Annotated in this window: 19 protein-coding genes and 1 pseudogene; 15 read left to right on the top strand and 5 right to left on the bottom strand. The window is 32.6% G+C overall.

Annotated features, from left to right (window positions below; translation table 11 throughout):
- The 3 genes and pseudogenes from RSB60_RS07065 to RSB60_RS07055 form a co-directional block, all read left to right on the top strand.
- Positions 1 to 538 (top strand): annotated as a pseudogene (locus tag RSB60_RS07065) (diphosphate--fructose-6-phosphate 1-phosphotransferase); the annotation flags it as partial.
- Positions 539 to 631: 93 nt separating this feature from the next.
- Positions 632 to 1,399 carry a helix-turn-helix domain-containing protein gene (locus tag RSB60_RS07060; protein ID WP_332615384.1) on the top strand — a complete coding sequence of 256 codons (768 nt, stop codon included), beginning with the start codon at positions 632 to 634 and terminating at the stop codon, positions 1,397 to 1,399.
- A gap of 68 nt (positions 1,400 to 1,467) precedes the next feature.
- Positions 1,468 to 1,839 carry a metal-dependent transcriptional regulator gene (locus tag RSB60_RS07055; protein ID WP_323381292.1) on the top strand — a complete coding sequence of 124 codons (372 nt, stop codon included), beginning with the start codon at positions 1,468 to 1,470 and terminating at the stop codon, positions 1,837 to 1,839.
- Positions 1,840 to 1,855: 16 nt separating this feature from the next.
- Here the strand turns inward: RSB60_RS07055 and RSB60_RS07050 are convergent, their stop codons facing one another.
- The gene (locus RSB60_RS07050) at positions 1,856 to 3,166 is read right to left on the bottom strand and encodes a sensor domain-containing diguanylate cyclase (protein ID WP_332491335.1); all 1,311 of its coding nucleotides are present in this window, start codon (positions 3,164 to 3,166) and stop codon (positions 1,856 to 1,858) included.
- A 108-nt stretch (positions 3,167 to 3,274) separates the two neighbouring features.
- Here RSB60_RS07050 and RSB60_RS07045 point away from each other — a divergent pair, with 108 nt between their 5' ends.
- Entirely contained in the window at positions 3,275 to 3,529 is a 255-nt protein-coding gene (locus RSB60_RS07045; protein ID WP_323381290.1) for a TfoX/Sxy family protein, read from the top strand.
- A gap of 72 nt (positions 3,530 to 3,601) precedes the next feature.
- Positions 3,602 to 4,012 (top strand): VOC family protein, encoded by a 411-nt coding sequence (locus RSB60_RS07040; protein ID WP_323381289.1) that lies wholly within the window; start codon positions 3,602 to 3,604, stop codon positions 4,010 to 4,012.
- A gap of 61 nt (positions 4,013 to 4,073) precedes the next feature.
- On the opposite strand, the gene RSB60_RS07035 is transcribed toward RSB60_RS07040, so the two are convergent.
- On the bottom strand, positions 4,074 to 5,312 hold the full coding sequence (locus RSB60_RS07035) for a hypothetical protein (protein ID WP_332615381.1): 1,239 nt from the start codon (positions 5,310 to 5,312) through the stop codon (positions 4,074 to 4,076).
- Between the two features lie 409 nt (positions 5,313 to 5,721).
- On the opposite strand from RSB60_RS07035, the gene RSB60_RS07030 reads away from it, so the two are divergent.
- The 5 genes from RSB60_RS07030 to RSB60_RS07010 all read left to right on the top strand — a co-directional run bounded on the left by RSB60_RS07030 (position 5,722) and on the right by RSB60_RS07010 (position 12,220).
- A complete protein-coding gene (locus tag RSB60_RS07030) occupies positions 5,722 to 7,686 on the top strand; it encodes a peptide ABC transporter substrate-binding protein (RefSeq protein WP_332615378.1) in 1,965 nt (654 codons plus the stop codon).
- A 123-nt stretch (positions 7,687 to 7,809) separates the two neighbouring features.
- Entirely contained in the window at positions 7,810 to 9,306 is a 1,497-nt protein-coding gene (locus tag RSB60_RS07025) for an ABC transporter permease (protein ID WP_323381286.1), read from the top strand.
- Positions 9,306 to 10,223, top strand: a complete 918-nt coding sequence (gene oppC / locus RSB60_RS07020; protein WP_323381285.1) for an oligopeptide ABC transporter permease OppC — start codon at positions 9,306 to 9,308, stop codon at positions 10,221 to 10,223. The genes RSB60_RS07025 and oppC overlap by 1 nt, the downstream gene beginning before the upstream one ends.
- Positions 10,224 to 10,236: 13 nt before the next feature.
- Positions 10,237 to 11,292, top strand: coding sequence for an ABC transporter ATP-binding protein (locus tag RSB60_RS07015; protein ID WP_332475535.1), 1,056 nt, complete (start codon positions 10,237 to 10,239; stop codon positions 11,290 to 11,292).
- Positions 11,285 to 12,220: an ATP-binding cassette domain-containing protein gene (locus tag RSB60_RS07010; RefSeq protein ID WP_323381283.1), complete on the top strand. Its 936-nt coding sequence runs from the start codon at positions 11,285 to 11,287 to the stop codon at positions 12,218 to 12,220. Before RSB60_RS07015 ends, RSB60_RS07010 begins: the two co-directional genes overlap by 8 nt.
- A gap of 46 nt (positions 12,221 to 12,266) precedes the next feature.
- On the opposite strand, the gene RSB60_RS07005 is transcribed toward RSB60_RS07010, so the two are convergent.
- The 3 genes from RSB60_RS07005 to RSB60_RS06995 form a co-directional block, all read right to left on the bottom strand.
- On the bottom strand, positions 12,267 to 13,226 hold the full coding sequence (locus RSB60_RS07005; protein WP_332516276.1) for a helix-turn-helix domain-containing protein: 960 nt from the start codon (positions 13,224 to 13,226) through the stop codon (positions 12,267 to 12,269).
- A gap of 13 nt (positions 13,227 to 13,239) precedes the next feature.
- Positions 13,240 to 13,656: a helix-turn-helix domain-containing protein gene (locus RSB60_RS07000; protein WP_323381281.1), complete on the bottom strand. Its 417-nt coding sequence runs from the start codon at positions 13,654 to 13,656 to the stop codon at positions 13,240 to 13,242.
- A 151-nt stretch (positions 13,657 to 13,807) separates the two neighbouring features.
- Positions 13,808 to 14,134: a hypothetical protein gene (locus tag RSB60_RS06995; protein WP_323381280.1), complete on the bottom strand. Its 327-nt coding sequence runs from the start codon at positions 14,132 to 14,134 to the stop codon at positions 13,808 to 13,810.
- 126 nt (positions 14,135 to 14,260) lie between these two features.
- On the opposite strand from RSB60_RS06995, the gene RSB60_RS06990 reads away from it, so the two are divergent.
- From RSB60_RS06990 to RSB60_RS06970, 5 genes are read left to right on the top strand one after another with little or no spacing between them, the layout of a single operon-like run.
- Positions 14,261 to 14,572, top strand: coding sequence for a hypothetical protein (locus RSB60_RS06990; RefSeq protein WP_332491345.1), 312 nt, complete (start codon positions 14,261 to 14,263; stop codon positions 14,570 to 14,572).
- Positions 14,573 to 14,594: 22 nt separating this feature from the next.
- On the top strand, positions 14,595 to 15,632 hold the full coding sequence (locus tag RSB60_RS06985) for a V-type ATPase subunit (protein ID WP_332491347.1): 1,038 nt from the start codon (positions 14,595 to 14,597) through the stop codon (positions 15,630 to 15,632).
- 13 nt (positions 15,633 to 15,645) lie between these two features.
- On the top strand, positions 15,646 to 17,469 hold the full coding sequence (locus tag RSB60_RS06980) for a V-type ATP synthase subunit I (RefSeq protein WP_332491349.1): 1,824 nt from the start codon (positions 15,646 to 15,648) through the stop codon (positions 17,467 to 17,469).
- A gap of 18 nt (positions 17,470 to 17,487) precedes the next feature.
- The gene (locus tag RSB60_RS06975; RefSeq protein ID WP_332615372.1) at positions 17,488 to 17,934 is read left to right on the top strand and encodes an ATP synthase subunit C; all 447 of its coding nucleotides are present in this window, start codon (positions 17,488 to 17,490) and stop codon (positions 17,932 to 17,934) included.
- Between the two features lie 10 nt (positions 17,935 to 17,944).
- Positions 17,945 to 18,253, top strand: a complete 309-nt coding sequence (locus RSB60_RS06970) for a V-type ATP synthase subunit F (protein ID WP_323381275.1) — start codon at positions 17,945 to 17,947, stop codon at positions 18,251 to 18,253.
- Positions 18,254 to 18,433 lie beyond the last annotated feature (180 nt).

The raw sequence follows: 18,433 nt of genomic DNA, 5'->3' as shown, positions 1-18,433 counted from the left end.
CATCGCAGAAAAAAACAAATGTTATGTTGTTGTTTCTGAAGGTGTTCGTTACCCAGATGGTACTTACCTTGCAGCTGGTGAAGCTAAGAATGATGGTTTCGGTCATGCAATCTTAGGTGGAGCAGGAAATGCGCTTAAGAATTTAATTCTTGAATCAGGTTCAGCTTCTCGTTGTAAAGTTCAAGACTTATCAACAGCTCAACGTTGTCATGCTTCTGAACAATCATTAGTAGACGTAGAAGAAAGCTTCAAACTTGGTATGAGCGCTCATATGAGATCAATGGATAAAACATTTACAGGTAAGATGGTAGGTGTTAAACGTAAAGATACAGCTGAATACGATGTTGAATACTTTGCAACTGATGCATCTAATGTGGCAAACCATGTTAAGAATTTTCCAGCAGAATGGATTCTTCCAAACTACCGTGGAATTAGTGATGAAGCTTATAGCTACTTACGTCCACTTATTCAAGGGGAACCAGTTATCATTATGAAAGATGGTATCCCAGCTTACGTAAAACCTTATTACATGCGTTAATTGAAGAGCCTTCGGGCTCTTTTATTATTGACTCTACCAATGGTCGGTTGAAATTTTTGTGCAATTATCTATTCTTTACTTAGGAGGTGCAAGATGCATACAATAGACAATATAAAATTTGGAGAATTCTTAATTGAACTGCGGAAGGAAAAAGGATACACTCAAAAAGATGTGGCAGAAAGATTAGGTGTATCCGACAAGGCAGTAAGTAAATGGGAAAGAGGATTATCATTTCCAGATATTACACTTTTAGAACCCCTTGCAAACATGTTCAATATAACTTTAACTGAACTCTATCATAGTGAACGAATAAAAGAAGGTGAAAAGTTAGACAAAGAACAAATTGGTTTGATACTTGAAAGTTCAATTCAAGCTACTAGTGAAGAGATAGCAATGAGTAAGAGGATACAATTGATGAAAACAATTTACTTTCTTTTATCAATAAGCATCATGTGCATAATTTCTGTATGGATGAGTTCAATGAATTATTTACCACCCCAAGGAACGGTTAATGAAATAGGAAAGATTCAATTATTGACACTAATAATATTGGTATATTTCACTTTTTTTGCCAAAACAAAGTTACCTATATACTATGATCAAAATAAGGTTGATGTATATACACATGGTTTTGTGCGATTCCATATTGCTGGTTTGAAATTAAATAATAATAACTGGCAAGCAATTGTCTATGCGAATTGTGTGGGGTTATCAATCTATCTTGTACTCTTATCGATTATCTATGCAATTTATTCTGCATTTTCACCATTTACGTATGAAACAATGAAATCGGTTGCGATAATTTTATTAATACTACTAATGCTTGTCCCAACATATATTGTAGGAAAGAAATATGAATAGCATGCGGTTTGAATAAGAATTTTGAATATGCTATACTCAAACCATATAACAAGGTTTGGAGGTCTTTTGTGAAAATACAAGAATCAGCAGAAAATTATTTAGAAACGATATTAATGTTACATAAAAAAAATGGAAATGTTCGGTCAATCGATATTGCAACTGAAATGAGTTTTTCTAAGCCATCGGTTAGTGAACAAATGAAAAAATTCCGCGAGAATGAACTTATACTCGTAGATGAAAATGGATTTATAACACTTACCGAAAAGGGAAGACTAATTGCCGAAAGTGTTTATGAACGACATGAGATGATTGCACAAATGCTTATGAGTTTAGGTGTTGAAAAAGAAATTGCTTATCAAGATTCTTGTCGTATTGAACATGTGCTAAGTGTTGAAACATTTGAGTGTTTAAAGAATCATTATAATAATCATAAAAAATAGTGGATATTCCACTATTTTATTTTTGAAAATGAACACTATTTTTTGAACTGTATTTTACATAATAGATTGCTTCATCCGCACGCTGAATTATTTGATGATAATCAATATCTTCGTCTTTAAATATTGATATTCCACAAGATGTGGCAAATTTAATTTTGGAATTATTCCAAGGAAGTTCAATAGAATTAACATAATCTAATATATTTTGCGCAAACTTCGTCGCATCAATTTCTGTTGTATAAGGAAGAATACATAAGAACTCTTCTCCACCCCAACGGAAGGAATAACCATCATGTTGTTCAAAGAATGCTTTTAGGATATGAGAGAAAGCTTTAATCACAATATCTCCACCTGTATGTCCGTACTCATCATTCACACTTTTAAAATTATCTAAATCAAAGAAAAAGATTGCCGTATTTTTCTTTGTTTCTTTATATTCATCAAATGCGTATTGAAGCTTTTCTGATAATGCATGACGGTTGTATAAATTTGTCAATGCATCACGATAGGCAACATGCTTTAGATGATTTTTTTCGTCTACATGGTCACTGACATTTTTAAGGGTTCCCATGAGTTTCAATGAGTTTCCTTTTTTGTCACGTAAAGATATATGATTAACCTCATACCAGTCTTCGCGTTTGCTTTCAGCATTGTATACTCGCATATATTCAGATAAACGATGATGTTTGCCTATTTCATTCATACATGCCATTAAGCAATCACCTAAACTTTCGGTGAACAAATGTATAAGTTCAATGGAAATAGGTTTATATTCGTTATCGGTGAAAGTGAATACTTTATCAAAGATACTATATTCCCAAAGGTAATCACAAGATGCTTCTATTAGAAGTCGATCGTAATAAATTTCATCTTTATCACTTTCGATTTTATTGTGAAAAGCAGAAATATCATTCGCAAATCCAATGATACGTTTAACAATACCTTCGCTATCGGATAGTGAAACTAGATTTATTTTTAGCCAAATATATGTATTGTCACTTTTTAAATAGCGTATCTCAAAAGAAGATTTATATTTTTTATTTTGAACCAATTGATTGAATTCATTAGTAAATTCATCCATATCATTTTTGTGAATATTTTTAAAGAAGTCAGTATAATCATCATAAACCAGTTGATCCCATCCAAGCAAATCAGAATAACCAGAAGAAAACATAGTTAAATCATCTTGTGGAAAAATATCAATACGAAAATCACTACAAGTATCGAGTATGTAGTCAACTTGTGATGGATTAAATGGTTCTTTAGATGGATCTAAGTTAATTTGGTGTAATGCTTCATTTTGAAGCGTAGGTTCTAATTTAGTCATAATTCATCTCCGTAAAATCTATTTATTTACAAGCAAATTATATCATTTCTAAATAGAGGTGGTAGAAATATACTCCATGACTTATAATATCAAAAAGGAGATATTTTTATGTCTGAATTATCGAAGTTACCAAACATAGGAAAAGAAATTGAAAGACAGTTAATTGCAGTGGGAATTTCTCAACCAAGTGAATTAGTGAAGATGGGTAGTAAAAATGCGTGGCTAAAAATTAAGGCAATAGATGATAGTGCATGTATCAATCGTCTTTATGCATTAGAAGGGGCGATACTTGGAATGCGTTGGCATGATTTACCTTCTGATCTTAAAAAAGATTTGAAAGATTTTTATAATTTAAACAAATAATCACATTCATTGTAGGTAGATATTTTAAATGATATAAAGAAAGTGTCAAGGCGACACGAAAGGACTTTATATATGAAAATATATGCTTATTTAAATTTCAATGGTAATTGTAAAGACGCTGTTGAGTTTTATGCACAAGTATTTAATGTAGAACCAAAAATAATGTATTTTAAAGATATGCCAAGTGATCCATCATTTCCAATGAATGATGCATTGAAGGATTTAGTACTCCATGCGCATTTAGAAATTGATGGTAACTCCTTGAAATTCTCTGATGCTATGCCAAGCAATCCAGTTACTGTAGGAGATAATTTCAATATTACTATTTCTGGAACTGATATTGAAAAACTAACAATGTGGTTTAACCAACTTGCAATAGACGGTGAAATAATTATGCCATTAGAAAAATCATTTTTTAGTGAATTGTATGGTTATGTAAGAGATAAGTATGGCATTGGTTGGCAAGTACTTTATGAAGCATAAATAAAACCTGTAAGGTAATACCAAATAAATGGTAAGACCTTACAGGCTTTTTTATTTATAATTATTTGTTTTGCATAATCCATTGAATTTCAGCATCAACTCCATTTTCAAAATTTTCATAAGATTGTGGGATTGAAATATCAGGATAAAGGGAATCTTTTTCATAACCTTTAATTAATTCAAAATATTTTGTTGAATAACTAACTGTGATGGGTGTGCTTTCAAGTGTAAAATATTTTAATTCACCATAACCATTAACATTACCGCCACTAGGTGATCCAAGTAATGTACTGTTTAATTCCTCAATTGTGTCGATTGAATTCATGATTCCAGATGAGAATGTACTACTTCCAATTAATGTATAAAATTGTGTATTATTTTTCATTTGATATTTTTTTAGAACGTTCAGTAATGGATTAATGATAGATGAGTTTCCCCCAGTATTATAGCGTAAGTCGATTATGATTGTGTTGTATGTCGTAGAAGATAACTCAGTCTCTACTTGTTTTGCGAAATCTTTCATGGAAAGATTTGGGTCTTCTTGACATGAGTTATATTGGATAAACAAAGTGTCATTATCAAGCGGTAAATAACGATAGATTTCTTGAGCGGCTGTAATTGGTGTTTGTTTACGTTCATACCATGCAAGTTGTGCTTGTTGAACTTCTTCTTCTGTTAAAGGAATGATGGGTATTTGTACTATGGATGCATCGGTTGTTTCGATAGTAAGATAGATATCTTCATCAATATTTATGATACCAAGATATTCCAATGCTTCTTTAAAATTAATAGCATTAGAGAGTTGGGTTTCTAACCAAGCTTCGTTTTCATAGGAAATAATGGATTTCGCTTTTTCAACAACTTCTTGCATAGGTATATCGTTGATTGATAAAACTTTTGTGCCAAGATAATCTTTATATTTGTCATTGATGATCATAAGGTGCCAACCATCATCAAATTTAACGATTGCGAAAGGTAAGGCGTGCAAATAAGAATACTTTTCATCTGTATAATCCAACATTGTATGAGCATCACCTACAAGTGAAAGCAAATGGCGTAGGGAATAGTAGAAATCAGAATCGCTCATAGTTTCTATATTTTCACCAATTTTGTTTTTTTCCGTTTCTAATTCTTCTTTAGAAATATTTGCATAGAGATTTTTATGGTTTTTAGAAAGAGTATTATAAAACATGTTTAAATCATCCAGTTTGGGATTATTGGTAGAAACTTCTTGTTTGCTGCATCCTAACAATGAAATGGATAAACAAAGCATAAGAACAAGTGTGATTAATTTTTTCATTGGATTCTCCTTAATAAACATATGTTGTAATTATTATAGCTTCTATTTGAAGAAAAATAAAAGTATCTAAAGTTACTTAATCCAATATAAGAAAATAATGACATAATGTACTAAATGATGATAAATACTATGAATAGCTAAAATTATCATATTATAATGAACATTGATTATTAGACTATCTAATTGAGATTATAGGCCATCATCTAGTTGTAGTAACTATTTGTCAGAGAAATGAATTGTGCACAATATCATAAAAACAGGCTAGAATAGGGGAGCTAAGAAATAAATTAAATAAAATGTAAAAATTTTCATAAAATGTTTATGAAAATAATTTCAATGTTTCTTGACTTTTTCACCTAATAATCATAAAATAAAGAGGCAAATCAACTGATTTGACGGAGGGAAGATTATGAAAAAATTACTTATTGCGTTACTTGCATTAGTAATGGTTGCAGGGTGCTCTAGTAAGCCAGCCACTTCTACACCTAACACTGGTGGGGAAGCAGGAGCTAAAACTTCAGCAGATTACGTTTATGTATTCACTACAGATATGCAATCAATGGACTATGTAGTAACACAAAACGCTGGGGACCATGAAATTAATGCGAACCTAGTTGATGGATTACTTGAAAATGATAATAAGGGTAATTACGTTCCAGCTTTAGCTGAGGACTGGTCAGCAAATGAAGACAGTACTGTTTGGACATTCAACATTAGACCAGGGGTTCAATGGGTTACAAGCACTGGTGAAGTTTATGATGAATTAAAAGCTCAAGACTTCGTTACTGGACTACGTCATGCTGCTGAATTCAATTCACAAACAATTGGATTAGTACAAACTTCAATCAAGAACTTAGATGCTTATGTAAATGGGCAAGTTGCTTGGGAAGAAGTAGGAGTTAAAGCTATTGATGACTATACTCTAGAATATACACTTGAAGCTCCAGAATCTTATTTTGATACAAAAACAACTTATTCAATTTTATTCCCAATTAACCAAGAATTCCTTGAAGCACAAGGTGAAGGTTGTAAATTAGGAGCTGCAGATGTTAACAAATGTAGTTTCGGTAATGCAGCTAACTATGATTCAATTCTTTATAATGGTGGATACATTTTAACTTCTAATGTTTCTAAATCAGAACAAAAATTAGTTAAGAATGAAAACTACTGGGATGCAGAACACGTTTATATCAACAATGTAACTCGTGTATATGATGATGGATCAGATCCAGCTTCAACTGTAAACGGTTTCGAAAATTCTGGTTATTCTGAAGCAGTTATTCTTGTATCTTCTGATAACTTTGATGCTACTCTTGATAAATATAAAGACAATGCATACAACGGTTTACAAAATACATATACTTTCGGTATGAACTTCAATTTCAACCGTACAAATTATAACCATACAAACAAAACAACAGATAAAGAAAAACAAGATACTTATAATGCATTACAAAATGCGAACTTCCGTTTAGCAATGAAGACTGGTATGGACCGTGTTTCTTACATGTCTCAAGCTATGCGTCAAGATATCGCTGCTATGGCATTACGTAATATGGAATGTCCATACAACTTCGTATTAACAAGTGACGGAAAACCTTATGGTGACTTAGTAGCAGCTAATGTTACAACAGCTACTGAATTAACTGAAGGAACTGATCCTTTCTACAATCCTGAAAAAGCAATGGAATACATGAAGAAGGCAGAAGCTGAACTTGATGTTACATTCCCTATTAAACTTGATATGTTAGTACAACAAAATGACAAAACATTAGTTGCTCAAGCATCATCTTTAAAACAATCAATTGAATCTTCATTACCTGGTTATGTTGAAATTAATGTAATTTTAGCTGATGATGATACAGTAAGTAGAGCTTCTTATACAGCAGTAGGTCCTGAAGACACTGACTGGGATATTAATACATCTACTGGTTGGGGTGCTGACTATTTAGATCCAAAAACTTATTTAAACATTTGGTCTATTAAGAGCGGTGACGTTATTGAAACAACAATGGGTATTGCAAAAGCAGATAACCCTAGCTACAATGATCCAGCTAACCAAGCTGCAATCAAAGCTGTAGGTCTAGATAAATACCAAGCAATGTTAGACGAAGCAGATGCTATCGTTAATGACAATGATGCTCGTTATGCTGCATATGCAAAAGCTGAAGCTTTCTTAATTGATAATGCATTAGCATTCCCAATTCAAACACAAACAAGAGCTGTAAATTACCACTTAGCTAAGTTCAATCCATTTGAACGTTCATATAGCATGGCTGGAATTTCTGGTTATAAATTCAAAAATTTAGTAGTTACTGATCAAGCAATTACAGTTGCTGATTATCAAGCTGCTAAAGAAGCTTGGATGAAATAGTTCCAAACTTACGAGATTTGTGTTAAGAATTCGTTGACTAACGAATTAAGCCCAAACTATAATCGATTAGGGGGATGAGCTCCCCCTAATCAATTTTTTATGAATAGAGGAGGATGAGTTATTGTGAGGAGATATATTTTTGGAAGAGTAATACGGTCAATTATCTCTATCTTTTTGGTCACCACAATTGCGATAGTTATGATCCAAACACTGTTACCTCGTGACTTAGTGTTTAAAGTGGATCAAACCTATATCAAATTAGGTGGTAAAATTGATGAAAAAACAAGATACAAATATATAAAATGGGAAAGCATTGGCTATCTCGATTTTGTTGAGCAAAAAGATATGTGCAGTGCACTAGAAGGTTCAGAATTAGCTAAATGTATTGAAGCTGGTTCAGCTGAGTCAAAGAAGATTGCAGATGAATATAAGGCTAAAGGATACACGATTGAGACCTATAAGGGGTCTGGTTTGTTGTATGCTTTTAAAGATAAGCCGGTGACGACAATCGTTCTTGATTTCTATAAGAATCTTATAACAATAGATAATCCTTGGGCTGTAAAGGATCCACAAAATCCCGACCTAGAACGTAAGGTTTATGTTGGAACTGACTTTAATGGTTTACCAGCTATTATGTGTTCTGGTTGTGAGAATAAATATTTATTCTACGTAGATTCAAATTTCCCTTTCTTACATCAAAATTTAATTGAGTTAGATTTGGGAACTTCTTATCCAACTTTTGATGGACAATCAATTATTGATGTTATTTCAAGCGAACAAGGTACAACTGTAAATAAAGAAGTTACTTTTGAAACAGGTACAACTTCAAAATCGCCACTACAACTACATAGCTGTAGATATAAGGCAACTTCTACATTAGACCGTATGGATACTCAAAAGTTTAATGATAACTATGCAAATTGTGCATCTTATAAGAGTGATCCATCAATGATGTCTATTTCTATGACATTTGGTATTTTATCTTTAATTCTTGCTTATATAATTTCATTACCTTTTGGAATTTTCATGGCTAGTAAAAAAGGTAAGTTTGTCGATAAAATGGGTATTGTGTATATTAACTTTATGATTGCTGTACCATCTTTAGCGTTTATTTACTTTGGTCGTTTAATTGGTACTACTTTCTTTGGTTTACCAGATAAATTCCCAGTATTAGGATCTCATAATTTCTTGAGTTATGTCTTACCGTTAATTATTTTAGCGTTATTGAATACTTCTGGATTAATGATTTGGATTCGTCGTTATATGATTGACCAATCAAGTGCTGATTATGTTAAGTTTGCACGTGCTAAAGGTTTATCACAAAATGAAATTTTCATTAAACACATTTTAAGAAATGCAATTATTCCAATTGCACAAGGTTTACCAGCTTCAATCGTATTAACGATTAGTGGTGCCGTTATTACTGAAACAGTATTTGCAATTCCTGGTATGGGTAAACTATTGCCAGATGCAATTAAAGCATATAACAATAACTTAATTATTGCGTTGACATTAATCTTCACATCCGTGTCTATCTTTGCGGTATTGTTCGGTGATTTATTGATTACTTGGTTAGATCCTCGTATTCAATTAACAGAGAAAGAGGGGGGTGCAAAATAATGACTGATAATAAATTTACTTTTGTCAATATTGACGAATTAGAATCAGAACATATAGCTGCTCCTCAATATTCTTATTGGAAATCAGTATTTAAGAAATTCTTTGCAAGTAAAGTTACAATCTTCTTCTTGGTTGTTTCTATAATTGTTCTTACATTAGCATTAATTCAACCAATGCTTAGTGGATATAATCCTTCTCAACACGTTAATATTAATGTGCCAGGATCAAAATTCAATCCACCTAATGCAACAGAATGGTTTGGTACAGATTCATTTGGTGATAGTTTGTTTGACCAAGTTTGGTTAGGTGCTAGAACTTCCTTATTTATCGCTTTCTCAGCAACTGCAATCACAACAGTATTAGGTGTAATTGTGGGTGCTTTCTGGGGATATTTAAAGAGTTTAGATAAATTCATGCTTGAAATTTACAACGTTATTGCGAATGTACCTTTTACATTATTAGTCTTCGTTCTTATGTATATTTTAGGACGTGGTACAACACAATTAATATTCTCACTTTCTGTAACATCTTGGTTAAGCACGGCGTATTTCATTCGTGTTCAAGTAATGATTATTCGTGACCGTGAATATAACTTGGCGAGTCGTTGCTTAGGTACTTCAAATTGGAATATTGTTAAAAACAATGTTCTTCCATATTTGATTTCAGTTATCGTTACATCAATTTCTAGAGATATTCCATCTTTCATTTCATTGGAAGTATTCTTATCTTATTTAGGAATTGGAGTTGGTGAAAAAACAGCATCACTTGGTAAAACAATTAGTGATAATACAGTTTATTTAGCTCAATCACCGCATACATTCTGGATTCCAGTTGCAGTATTGGCATTAATTACTATTTCACTTTATGTAGTAGGACAAAATTTGGCAGACGCGTCTGATCCAAAGACACATATTTAGGAGGGATTTTAAGATGGAAAGAAAAATCGTACTATCTGCTTCTGATATCGTGGTTAAGTTCAAGGTTCGTTCAAAAGAACTTACAGCAATTCGTAATGTATCACTTGAATTATATGAGGGTGAAACACTAGCGATTGTTGGTGAATCAGGAAGCGGAAAATCAGTATTAACAAAAACATTTACTGGAATGTTAGAAGTAAATGGAGTTGTGGATAATGGTAAAATTATATTCGAAGATAGAAATCTATTAGATATTAAAAATGATAAAGGCTGGGAAGAAATTCGTGGACGTAAGATTGCGACAGTATTCCAAGACCCAATGACTTCACTAAATCCAATTCTAACAATTGGAAGACAAATTACGGAAGTTATTGAAAAACACCAAAAAATGACTAAGTCTGAAGCGAAAGCTGAAGCTATTCAAATGATGGAAAAAGTTGGTATTCATAATGCGGCTCAACGTTTTGATGAATATCCATTCCAATACTCTGGTGGTATGCGTCAACGTATCGTTATTGCGATTGCGTTAGCATGTAAACCTAAAATCTTAATTTGTGATGAACCTACAACAGCATTAGATGTTACAATTCAAGCACAAATTATTCGTTTGATTCGTGACTTACAACAAGAATACGGATTTACAACAATTTATATTACACATGACTTAGGTGTTGTGGCGAATGTTGCAGACCGTGTTGCAGTTATGTATAGTGGTCAAATTATTGAATACGGAAAAGTTGAAGATATCTTCTACAATCCTCGTCATCCATATACATGGGGACTTCTTTCTTCACTTCCTCAATTAGGATTAAAGGGAGAAGAATTATACGCAATTCCAGGTACTCCACCTTCACTTTATGATCAAATTAAAGGTGATGCATTTGCAATGCGTAGTCCTTATGCAATGAAAATTGATTTTGAAGAAGAACCTCCTATGTTTTCAGTAAGTGGAACACACTTTGTGAAATCATGGTTGGCTGATCCTCGTGCTCCGAAGGTAGAACCTCCAGAAGCAATCAGAACATTGCATGAACGTATGTTGAAAGTAGCAGGTAAATACAATGACTAATTCTAAGGAAAAACTTTTAGAAGTAAAAGATTTAGCCGTTACTTTTACACAAGGTAAGAAATCATTTACGGCTGTAAAAAATGTTACGTTTGATGTTTATAAAGGTGAAACATTCTCACTAGTTGGTGAGTCTGGTTCTGGAAAAACAACAATCGGACGTGCAATTATTAAAATCAATCCTACAAGTGCTGGTGAAGTATTATTTCATGGCAAAAAAATAAATGGTAAATTGGATGAAACTACAAATCGCGAAGTAATTCGTAATATTCAAATGGTTTTCCAAGATCCAGCTGCATCATTGAATGAACGTGCAACGATTGATTACATCGTTTCAGAAGGATTACATAATTTCCATTTGTATAAAAATGAAAATGAACGTAAAGAAAAAGTACAAAATGCTTTAGCGAGTGTTGGGTTACTTCCTGAACATGCTTCTCGTTATCCACATGAGTTCTCTGGTGGTCAACGTCAACGTATTGGAATTGCACGTGCAATGGTAATGGAACCTGAATTACTAATTGCGGATGAACCAATTTCAGCACTTGATGTATCAATTCGTGCTCAAGTATTAAACTTGTTGAAAAAATTCCAACAAGAAAAGAATTTAACAGTTCTATTTGTTGCTCATGACTTATCTGTTGTTCGATTTATTTCTGATCGTATTGCAGTAATTCATAAAGGACGTATTGTTGAACTTGCAGAGACTGAGGAACTATTTACAAATAGTCTTCATCCTTATACAAAGAGTTTGTTATCTGCAGTTCCTTTACCAGATCCACATATTGAGAAAACAAAAGAGTTAATTGTGTATAATGAAGATATGCATGATTATTCAGTTGATAAACCTGAATTTCATGAAATCAAGCCTGGACACTTTGTGTGGGCAAATCAACAAGAATTAGCTGAATATAAAAAAGAACTTAAATAAAGTAAGAGCAGTAATCATCAAATTGATGGCTACTGCTCTTTTCTTTTTATTTCTCGTCATCGTCATCATCGTCGTCTTCATCATCAAGATCATAAACAACATTGATTCCAGAGTCATCTTTATTCTTTGTAGCATATTCTACATCAACCCAAGCATCTTTTTTATTACGTTTGAATAAATTTTTAAAAAAGTGAACAAGGTAGTAATATACAGGAATAGTTATAAATACGACCCAACCTGGATGCCATGCACCATATACAAATCCTACATAAATAAAGATAGTGAATGCAAGCATTGAATAGTTGAAACAATATGGATTTCTTTTACGAATAGCCTTAGCAAAACTTGTATATATGGGAATAGTACATAATAGAATCCACGCAGGATGCCACATACTTTCGAAGATACCTAGATATAAGAAACCAAGGAAAGCAATAACACCATAAGGAATGTAGTCAAAGACTGTGCGGGGATGTCTTTTATACGAATAATCATCATCAGACCATTCTTCGTTCCACCAATCTTCACGTTCTACTTTTTTGCCATTTATATATACACCATCGTTGTCTGCATCGAATGTTTCATTATCACTACTTTTTGCACGCATGCCTTTTCTTCCTAAATGAAATTCATCTTTTTCTTTAGATACTACATGAATACCATCCCAAGAGATATCAACAATATCATCACCATCATTGACATGGATGCCATCCCAACCAACATGTACTTTTCCTTTTCTTTTATTAGAATTGGTAGTATCGTCGGTTGCTTGTTCCTGTGTTTTTTCTTCAGTATTAGTTTCTGAAGTTGCTTTTAACATTTCATCCAGTGAAATATTATATAATTTTGCAAGTAAGATTAAATTATCAGTGTCAGGAGAAGATTCTGCTCGTTCCCATTTACTAATAGCTTGTCTAGAAATCCCTAATTCCTGAGCAAGCTCTTCTTGTGAATAACCATGTTGTTTTCTTAAATCTACTAAACGGTTTGCAATTTCAATATTCATATTCTCTTTCTCCTTATTTTACTTCTTCATCATATTCAAAGATGATATTTACTTTTTTTACAAGTTGCCCATTTTTGAAGATACCATTCTTGGTTACTTCCAAATCATTGTTAGGTGAATTAATGACAACACCTTCTTCGTTGATTTGGATGCTTTTATCATTATAACTTATTTCTATCCCATTTGAATTAATGTGAAGATTTCCATTAAATGAATTGCTATTTTCGTTTGGATCATGAATTAGTTCATCAATACTACATTGATATAATCGTGCTAAAGCAATTAAATCATCACTGTTTGGCTTTAATTCACCATTTTCCCATTGTCTTACAGTTTCTAGGGAAACCTTAACTTTAGTGGCACATTCCTCTTGAGTTAAATAATGACTTGTACGCAAATTGATAAGACGTTTTGATATATCTTTATTCATACTATTTTCTCCTTTTTGACTGACCTCATTGTATCGAAAATAGTGTGGTTGCCACTACCAATTCTGCTTTGAAACTCCGCAACTATCAGTTTCATATGCCTATTATAAAGCAAAAAATGGGTGCATTATAAAAAAAGAAGGTATTTACCTTCTAATAGAAGAATGTTAGTACAACCGCAAGAAACGCTAATACTCCACCAGCTCCTAAAAGCGGATTCGCTAGGTCTTTTCTTTCTTCCAATAACTGTCTTTTATATTCTAAATAACCACTTTTTGTTTGGCGATATCCAAAGAGATCAAAATCACCTTTAATCCATAAATATCGGAATATCCCAATGACTAGAGCCATTCCACCAGTTAATGTAAGTGTATTAATTATCCATAGAAAAGAAGGTCGCATAAAGTAGCTTACTGCTAATGAAATTACTATGGAAAGGCCAATATAAATTGCACTTGTTTTTGTTAAATATTTTTTCACTATTATTACCTCGCAATTGATATTATTTTAACATGTTTAACCCCTTAATAAAAGGCTTTTACCATTGAAATGTGGTGTGAAAAGGAGTATAGTACTATGGTAAGTTTGTTTGAAAGGAGAATCAATATGGAACTTAATGATATCCAAGAATTAATAAATAAAGATGAAAATGCCCGTAAGAAGGTAGATGAAGCCCATCAACTTAAGTTTGACATTAAGCAAAAGATTGCCAATGAAAAGAAAAGTATTAGTGAGCAAGCTTGGATTGATGTAAAAAAAGAAGTTGATCAAATAAAAGAAGAATTAGATCAAGGTATCCAACAAGCTGCACATGATAATGATGCTAATTTTCAAGAGGTATCAAAAAACATTGAAGAAGTCTTTCAAACAAAAAAAGATGAATGGTGCGAAACAATACTTAAACATTGTTTAGATTAATTAGCTTGTAAGGAGGGTAGCCATGACCAATAAGGCAGCAGGCGCACTTACAGCAAAAGCAAAAGCAATGTTTGGTGAACGTATTCGACCAGAAGAATATCAAACAATGTTACAAAAGAAGTCAGTAGCTGAAGTAGCAGCCTATTTAAAAAACGAAACTTATTATCGTGACGTTTTGGCAGGTATTAATGAAAAGGCAATTCATCGTGGACAACTGGAAGCACTTTTAAGACAAGGGCTATTTATGCGCTTTTCGTCTTTGATGCGTTATGTTGGATCATCTAAAGATGGTTTTTACCGCTATGGAATAATAGAAAACGAAATTCATGAAATTTTGAATTGTATTCAATCATTTGAAAGCAATGATAAAATCGTTTTTATTGCGAAGATGCCAACATACATTGAACAACAAACATCATTTAAAATAAGTAATTTAGCTAATGTACACACATTTGATGAATTGTTAGAAGTTTTAAAAAATACGGATTATGCACAAATTTTACGTCCACATCGAACAGAAAAAATGGATGATTTTGATTTTGCGGCATGTGAAAGTGCATTACGAAATTATTACTTTGAGACAGTACTTAAAATGATAGAAAAGGGATTTAGTGGATCCGATCGTAAAGATATAGAAGAGATATTCTTAACTCAAGTAGAACTTGAGAATATTACTAAAATCTATCGTTTGAAGAAATACTTCAATGCTTCTGTATCACAAATCAAAGAATTAATATCGCCTATAAGAATTAACTTTACAAAAAAAGATATAGAATATTTAGTCGAGCATTGCGATGCAGATGGTATCATAGCTTATATTGATAAGACAAAGTATGGACGATATTTTGATCCACAACGTTTTGTTGACATTGAATACTTTACAAAGCATATTAGTTTCAATATCAACAAGCATTATTTATATTTTAATTCAAGCCCAGATATTGTTTTGCTAGCTTATATGGTTCTTTCGGAGATGGAAGTTCAAAATATAGTGGATATTATCGAAGGTATTCGTTATAAAATATCGCCTGAGAAGATTCAAAGGCTATTGATTTATTAGAAGGGGGTTAATCATGGCAATTACAAAAATGAAATTAGTTAGTATTTCTACAACTGAACAAAACTATGAAGAAATGCTGACGAGATGTGCTACATCACCTTACCTTCATGCAGAGAACGCTAGTTCTTTCGTGAATGAGGAAAATGCAGGTAAACTTCTTTCTGTTGAGAATGTTTATTCGGACTATGTGAATTCATTAAAGAATATTGGACATAGTATCGGTTTTGAAATGAAAGCGAAAGCTTCAATTGATAGAACATATACTCAGGAAGAAATTGAAACTTTCATTAAAGAAGTAGAAGAACAATTTAAAGTAGTTAGTGATTCAGTTGAGTCAAATACACTTACAAGTGATGATGAAGTAGCATTAGAAGCATTACGTGCACTTGACTTTAGAGCAATGCATGACTGTCAATATGTATCATTCGGTATGGGTAGATTACCAATTGAAAGTGTTAAGAAATTGAATATGATTCAAGATCATAAATTTATTATGGTTAAGCTTCATGCAACTTCTCAATATCATTGGATATGTTATGCAACTGCAAATACACATTTAAGAGAAACAAGAAAAATCTTTGATGGTTTATTCTTAGAAGAAATTAAAATTCCTACAGTTGATAGTAAAAAAATTATTGCAGAATATGAAGAAGAATTAATCAATGTATTCACTTATTGTGATGAAAGAGATAGATTATATAACTTACATAAATACATTGCGGTATTTAAGGATTCATATGTCGTAGTTGGATTTGTACCAGCTCACGATATGGATAAATTTAAAAAAGAATTTGAAGGTGTTGATGTAAAAATTGAGGCACATGAACCAAGTGATGCTCCAAATCTAACACCACCAACTTTATTGAAAAATAACTGGTTCTTTAAACCTTTTGAAATGTTTGTGACGATGTATAGCTTACCTGCTTATAACGATATTGATCCAACTGTATTCGTAGGGATTACCTATTGTTTCTTGTTTGGAATTATGTTCGGTGATTTAGGACAAGGGTTTTTGTTAGTTCTAGGTGGCTTACTATTAGAAAAGAAATTAAATAATAAACTTGCAGGAATTGTTGGTCGTGTTGGACTTACATCAATGCTATTTGGATTCTTATTTGGTTCAGTTTTTGGAAATGAAGAAATATTGATTCCAGTGCATCAAGGATTATTTAATGTTCATGAGAAATTAATCAATGTTATGGATGGTAACTTTACAATGACACTATTGATTAGTGCGGTAGTAATTGGAGCAGTCTTAATTTTGATTACAATGATGATTAATATGTTTATTCATATTAAACATAAAGATTGGGGAGAATTATTCTTTAGTCAAAATGGACTTGCAGGATTTGTTTTCTATGGCTTCCTTATGGTGGCTATTGCAGGACAATTTGTCTTTGGATTCAATCTATTAACACCTACATGGTTAATTCCATTTGTAGGAATTCCCATTGTTTTATTCTTCTTCAAAGAACCTTTATCTCATTTAATTCAAGGTAAAGGAATCAAACCACATGGAGGTTGGGGTAATTTCTGTTTGGAAACGTTCTTTGAAGTATTTGAAATCTTATTGAGTTTTATCACAAACTCAATGTCTTACCTTCGTGTCGGCGGATTCGTACTCAGCCATGCTGGGATGATGTTGGTAGTAATGACGCTTGTTGAAATGACAGGCAATGCTGGACCAATAGTCTTTGTCATCGGTAACTTATTCGTTATGGCACTTGAAGGATTAATCGTAGGTATTCAAACACTACGTCTAGAATATTATGAAATGTTTAGCCGTTACTACCAAGGTGGCGGTAAGAAATTTACACTGATTTCATCAGACAACTAATCGAGGAGGAGAAGTATTATGTTATCTTTTATTGAAATGTTTTTACCACTTATCGCAGTTATTCTTGTTATCTGTCCATTGTTCTATATGGCTAAAAAAGGTTCAGATGCTAAAACTGCTAAATTCAAATTAATTGCACAAATTTCTATTTTTGCTGGAGTATTTGCTTTAGCAATGATTTTCCAACTAAATGGAATGGTAGCTTTAGCTGCTGAAGGTACAAACCCTGTTATGTCAATTGTAGGAACTAATGCTCAAGGTATGGGATTCTTAGCTGCTGCACTTTCAACATCTTGTTCAGCTATTGGTGCTGGTATTGCCGTTGCGGCTGCTGCACCTGCTGCTATTGGAGCTATTTCAGAAAATTCTGAAAACTTTGGTACAGCAATTATCTTCGTAGCACTTGGTGAAGGGGTTGCAATTTACGGTCTATTAATTTCAATCTTAATCATGAACAAACTATAGGAGAAAAAACGTGAAAGTATTTTGTATTAGTGACAATGTCGATACACAAATGGGGTTGCGTCTTGCAGGAATTGAAGGAACAGTTGTTCATGAACGTCAAGAAGTACTTGATGTTCTAAACACTTGTATCAAAGATCCTGAAATCGTAATTGTTTTAATGACGACTAAAATTGTAAATACTTGTCCAGACATTATATCTAATATGAAGTTGAACTATCAAAAACCACTTTTAGTTGAAATACCAGATCGACATGGTTCAGCTAAAGTTGGAGAGACCATTGACAAGTATATAAGTGAAGCCATTGGCATTAAATTGTGAGGTGAAAGAATATGATGAAAGAAAATGAGGCACTTCAAATTATTGAGGGAGATATTCAAGAACAAGTTGATTTAGTTATTGATCAAATTAACTATGAAATCAAGAATATGGAAGAAGATCAAATTAGTTTCTTTAAAGAAGGTTTAAAGAAAGAAGTGGATACCTATAAGGAAAAAGAAC

It is taken from the genome of Anaerorhabdus sp. (assembly GCF_036657415.1).
GTDB lineage: Bacteria > Bacillota_I > Bacilli_A > Erysipelotrichales > Erysipelotrichaceae > Anaerorhabdus.
The sequence above is the reverse complement of the archived record's forward strand: the minus strand, read 5'-3'. Positions and strand labels throughout refer to the sequence as shown.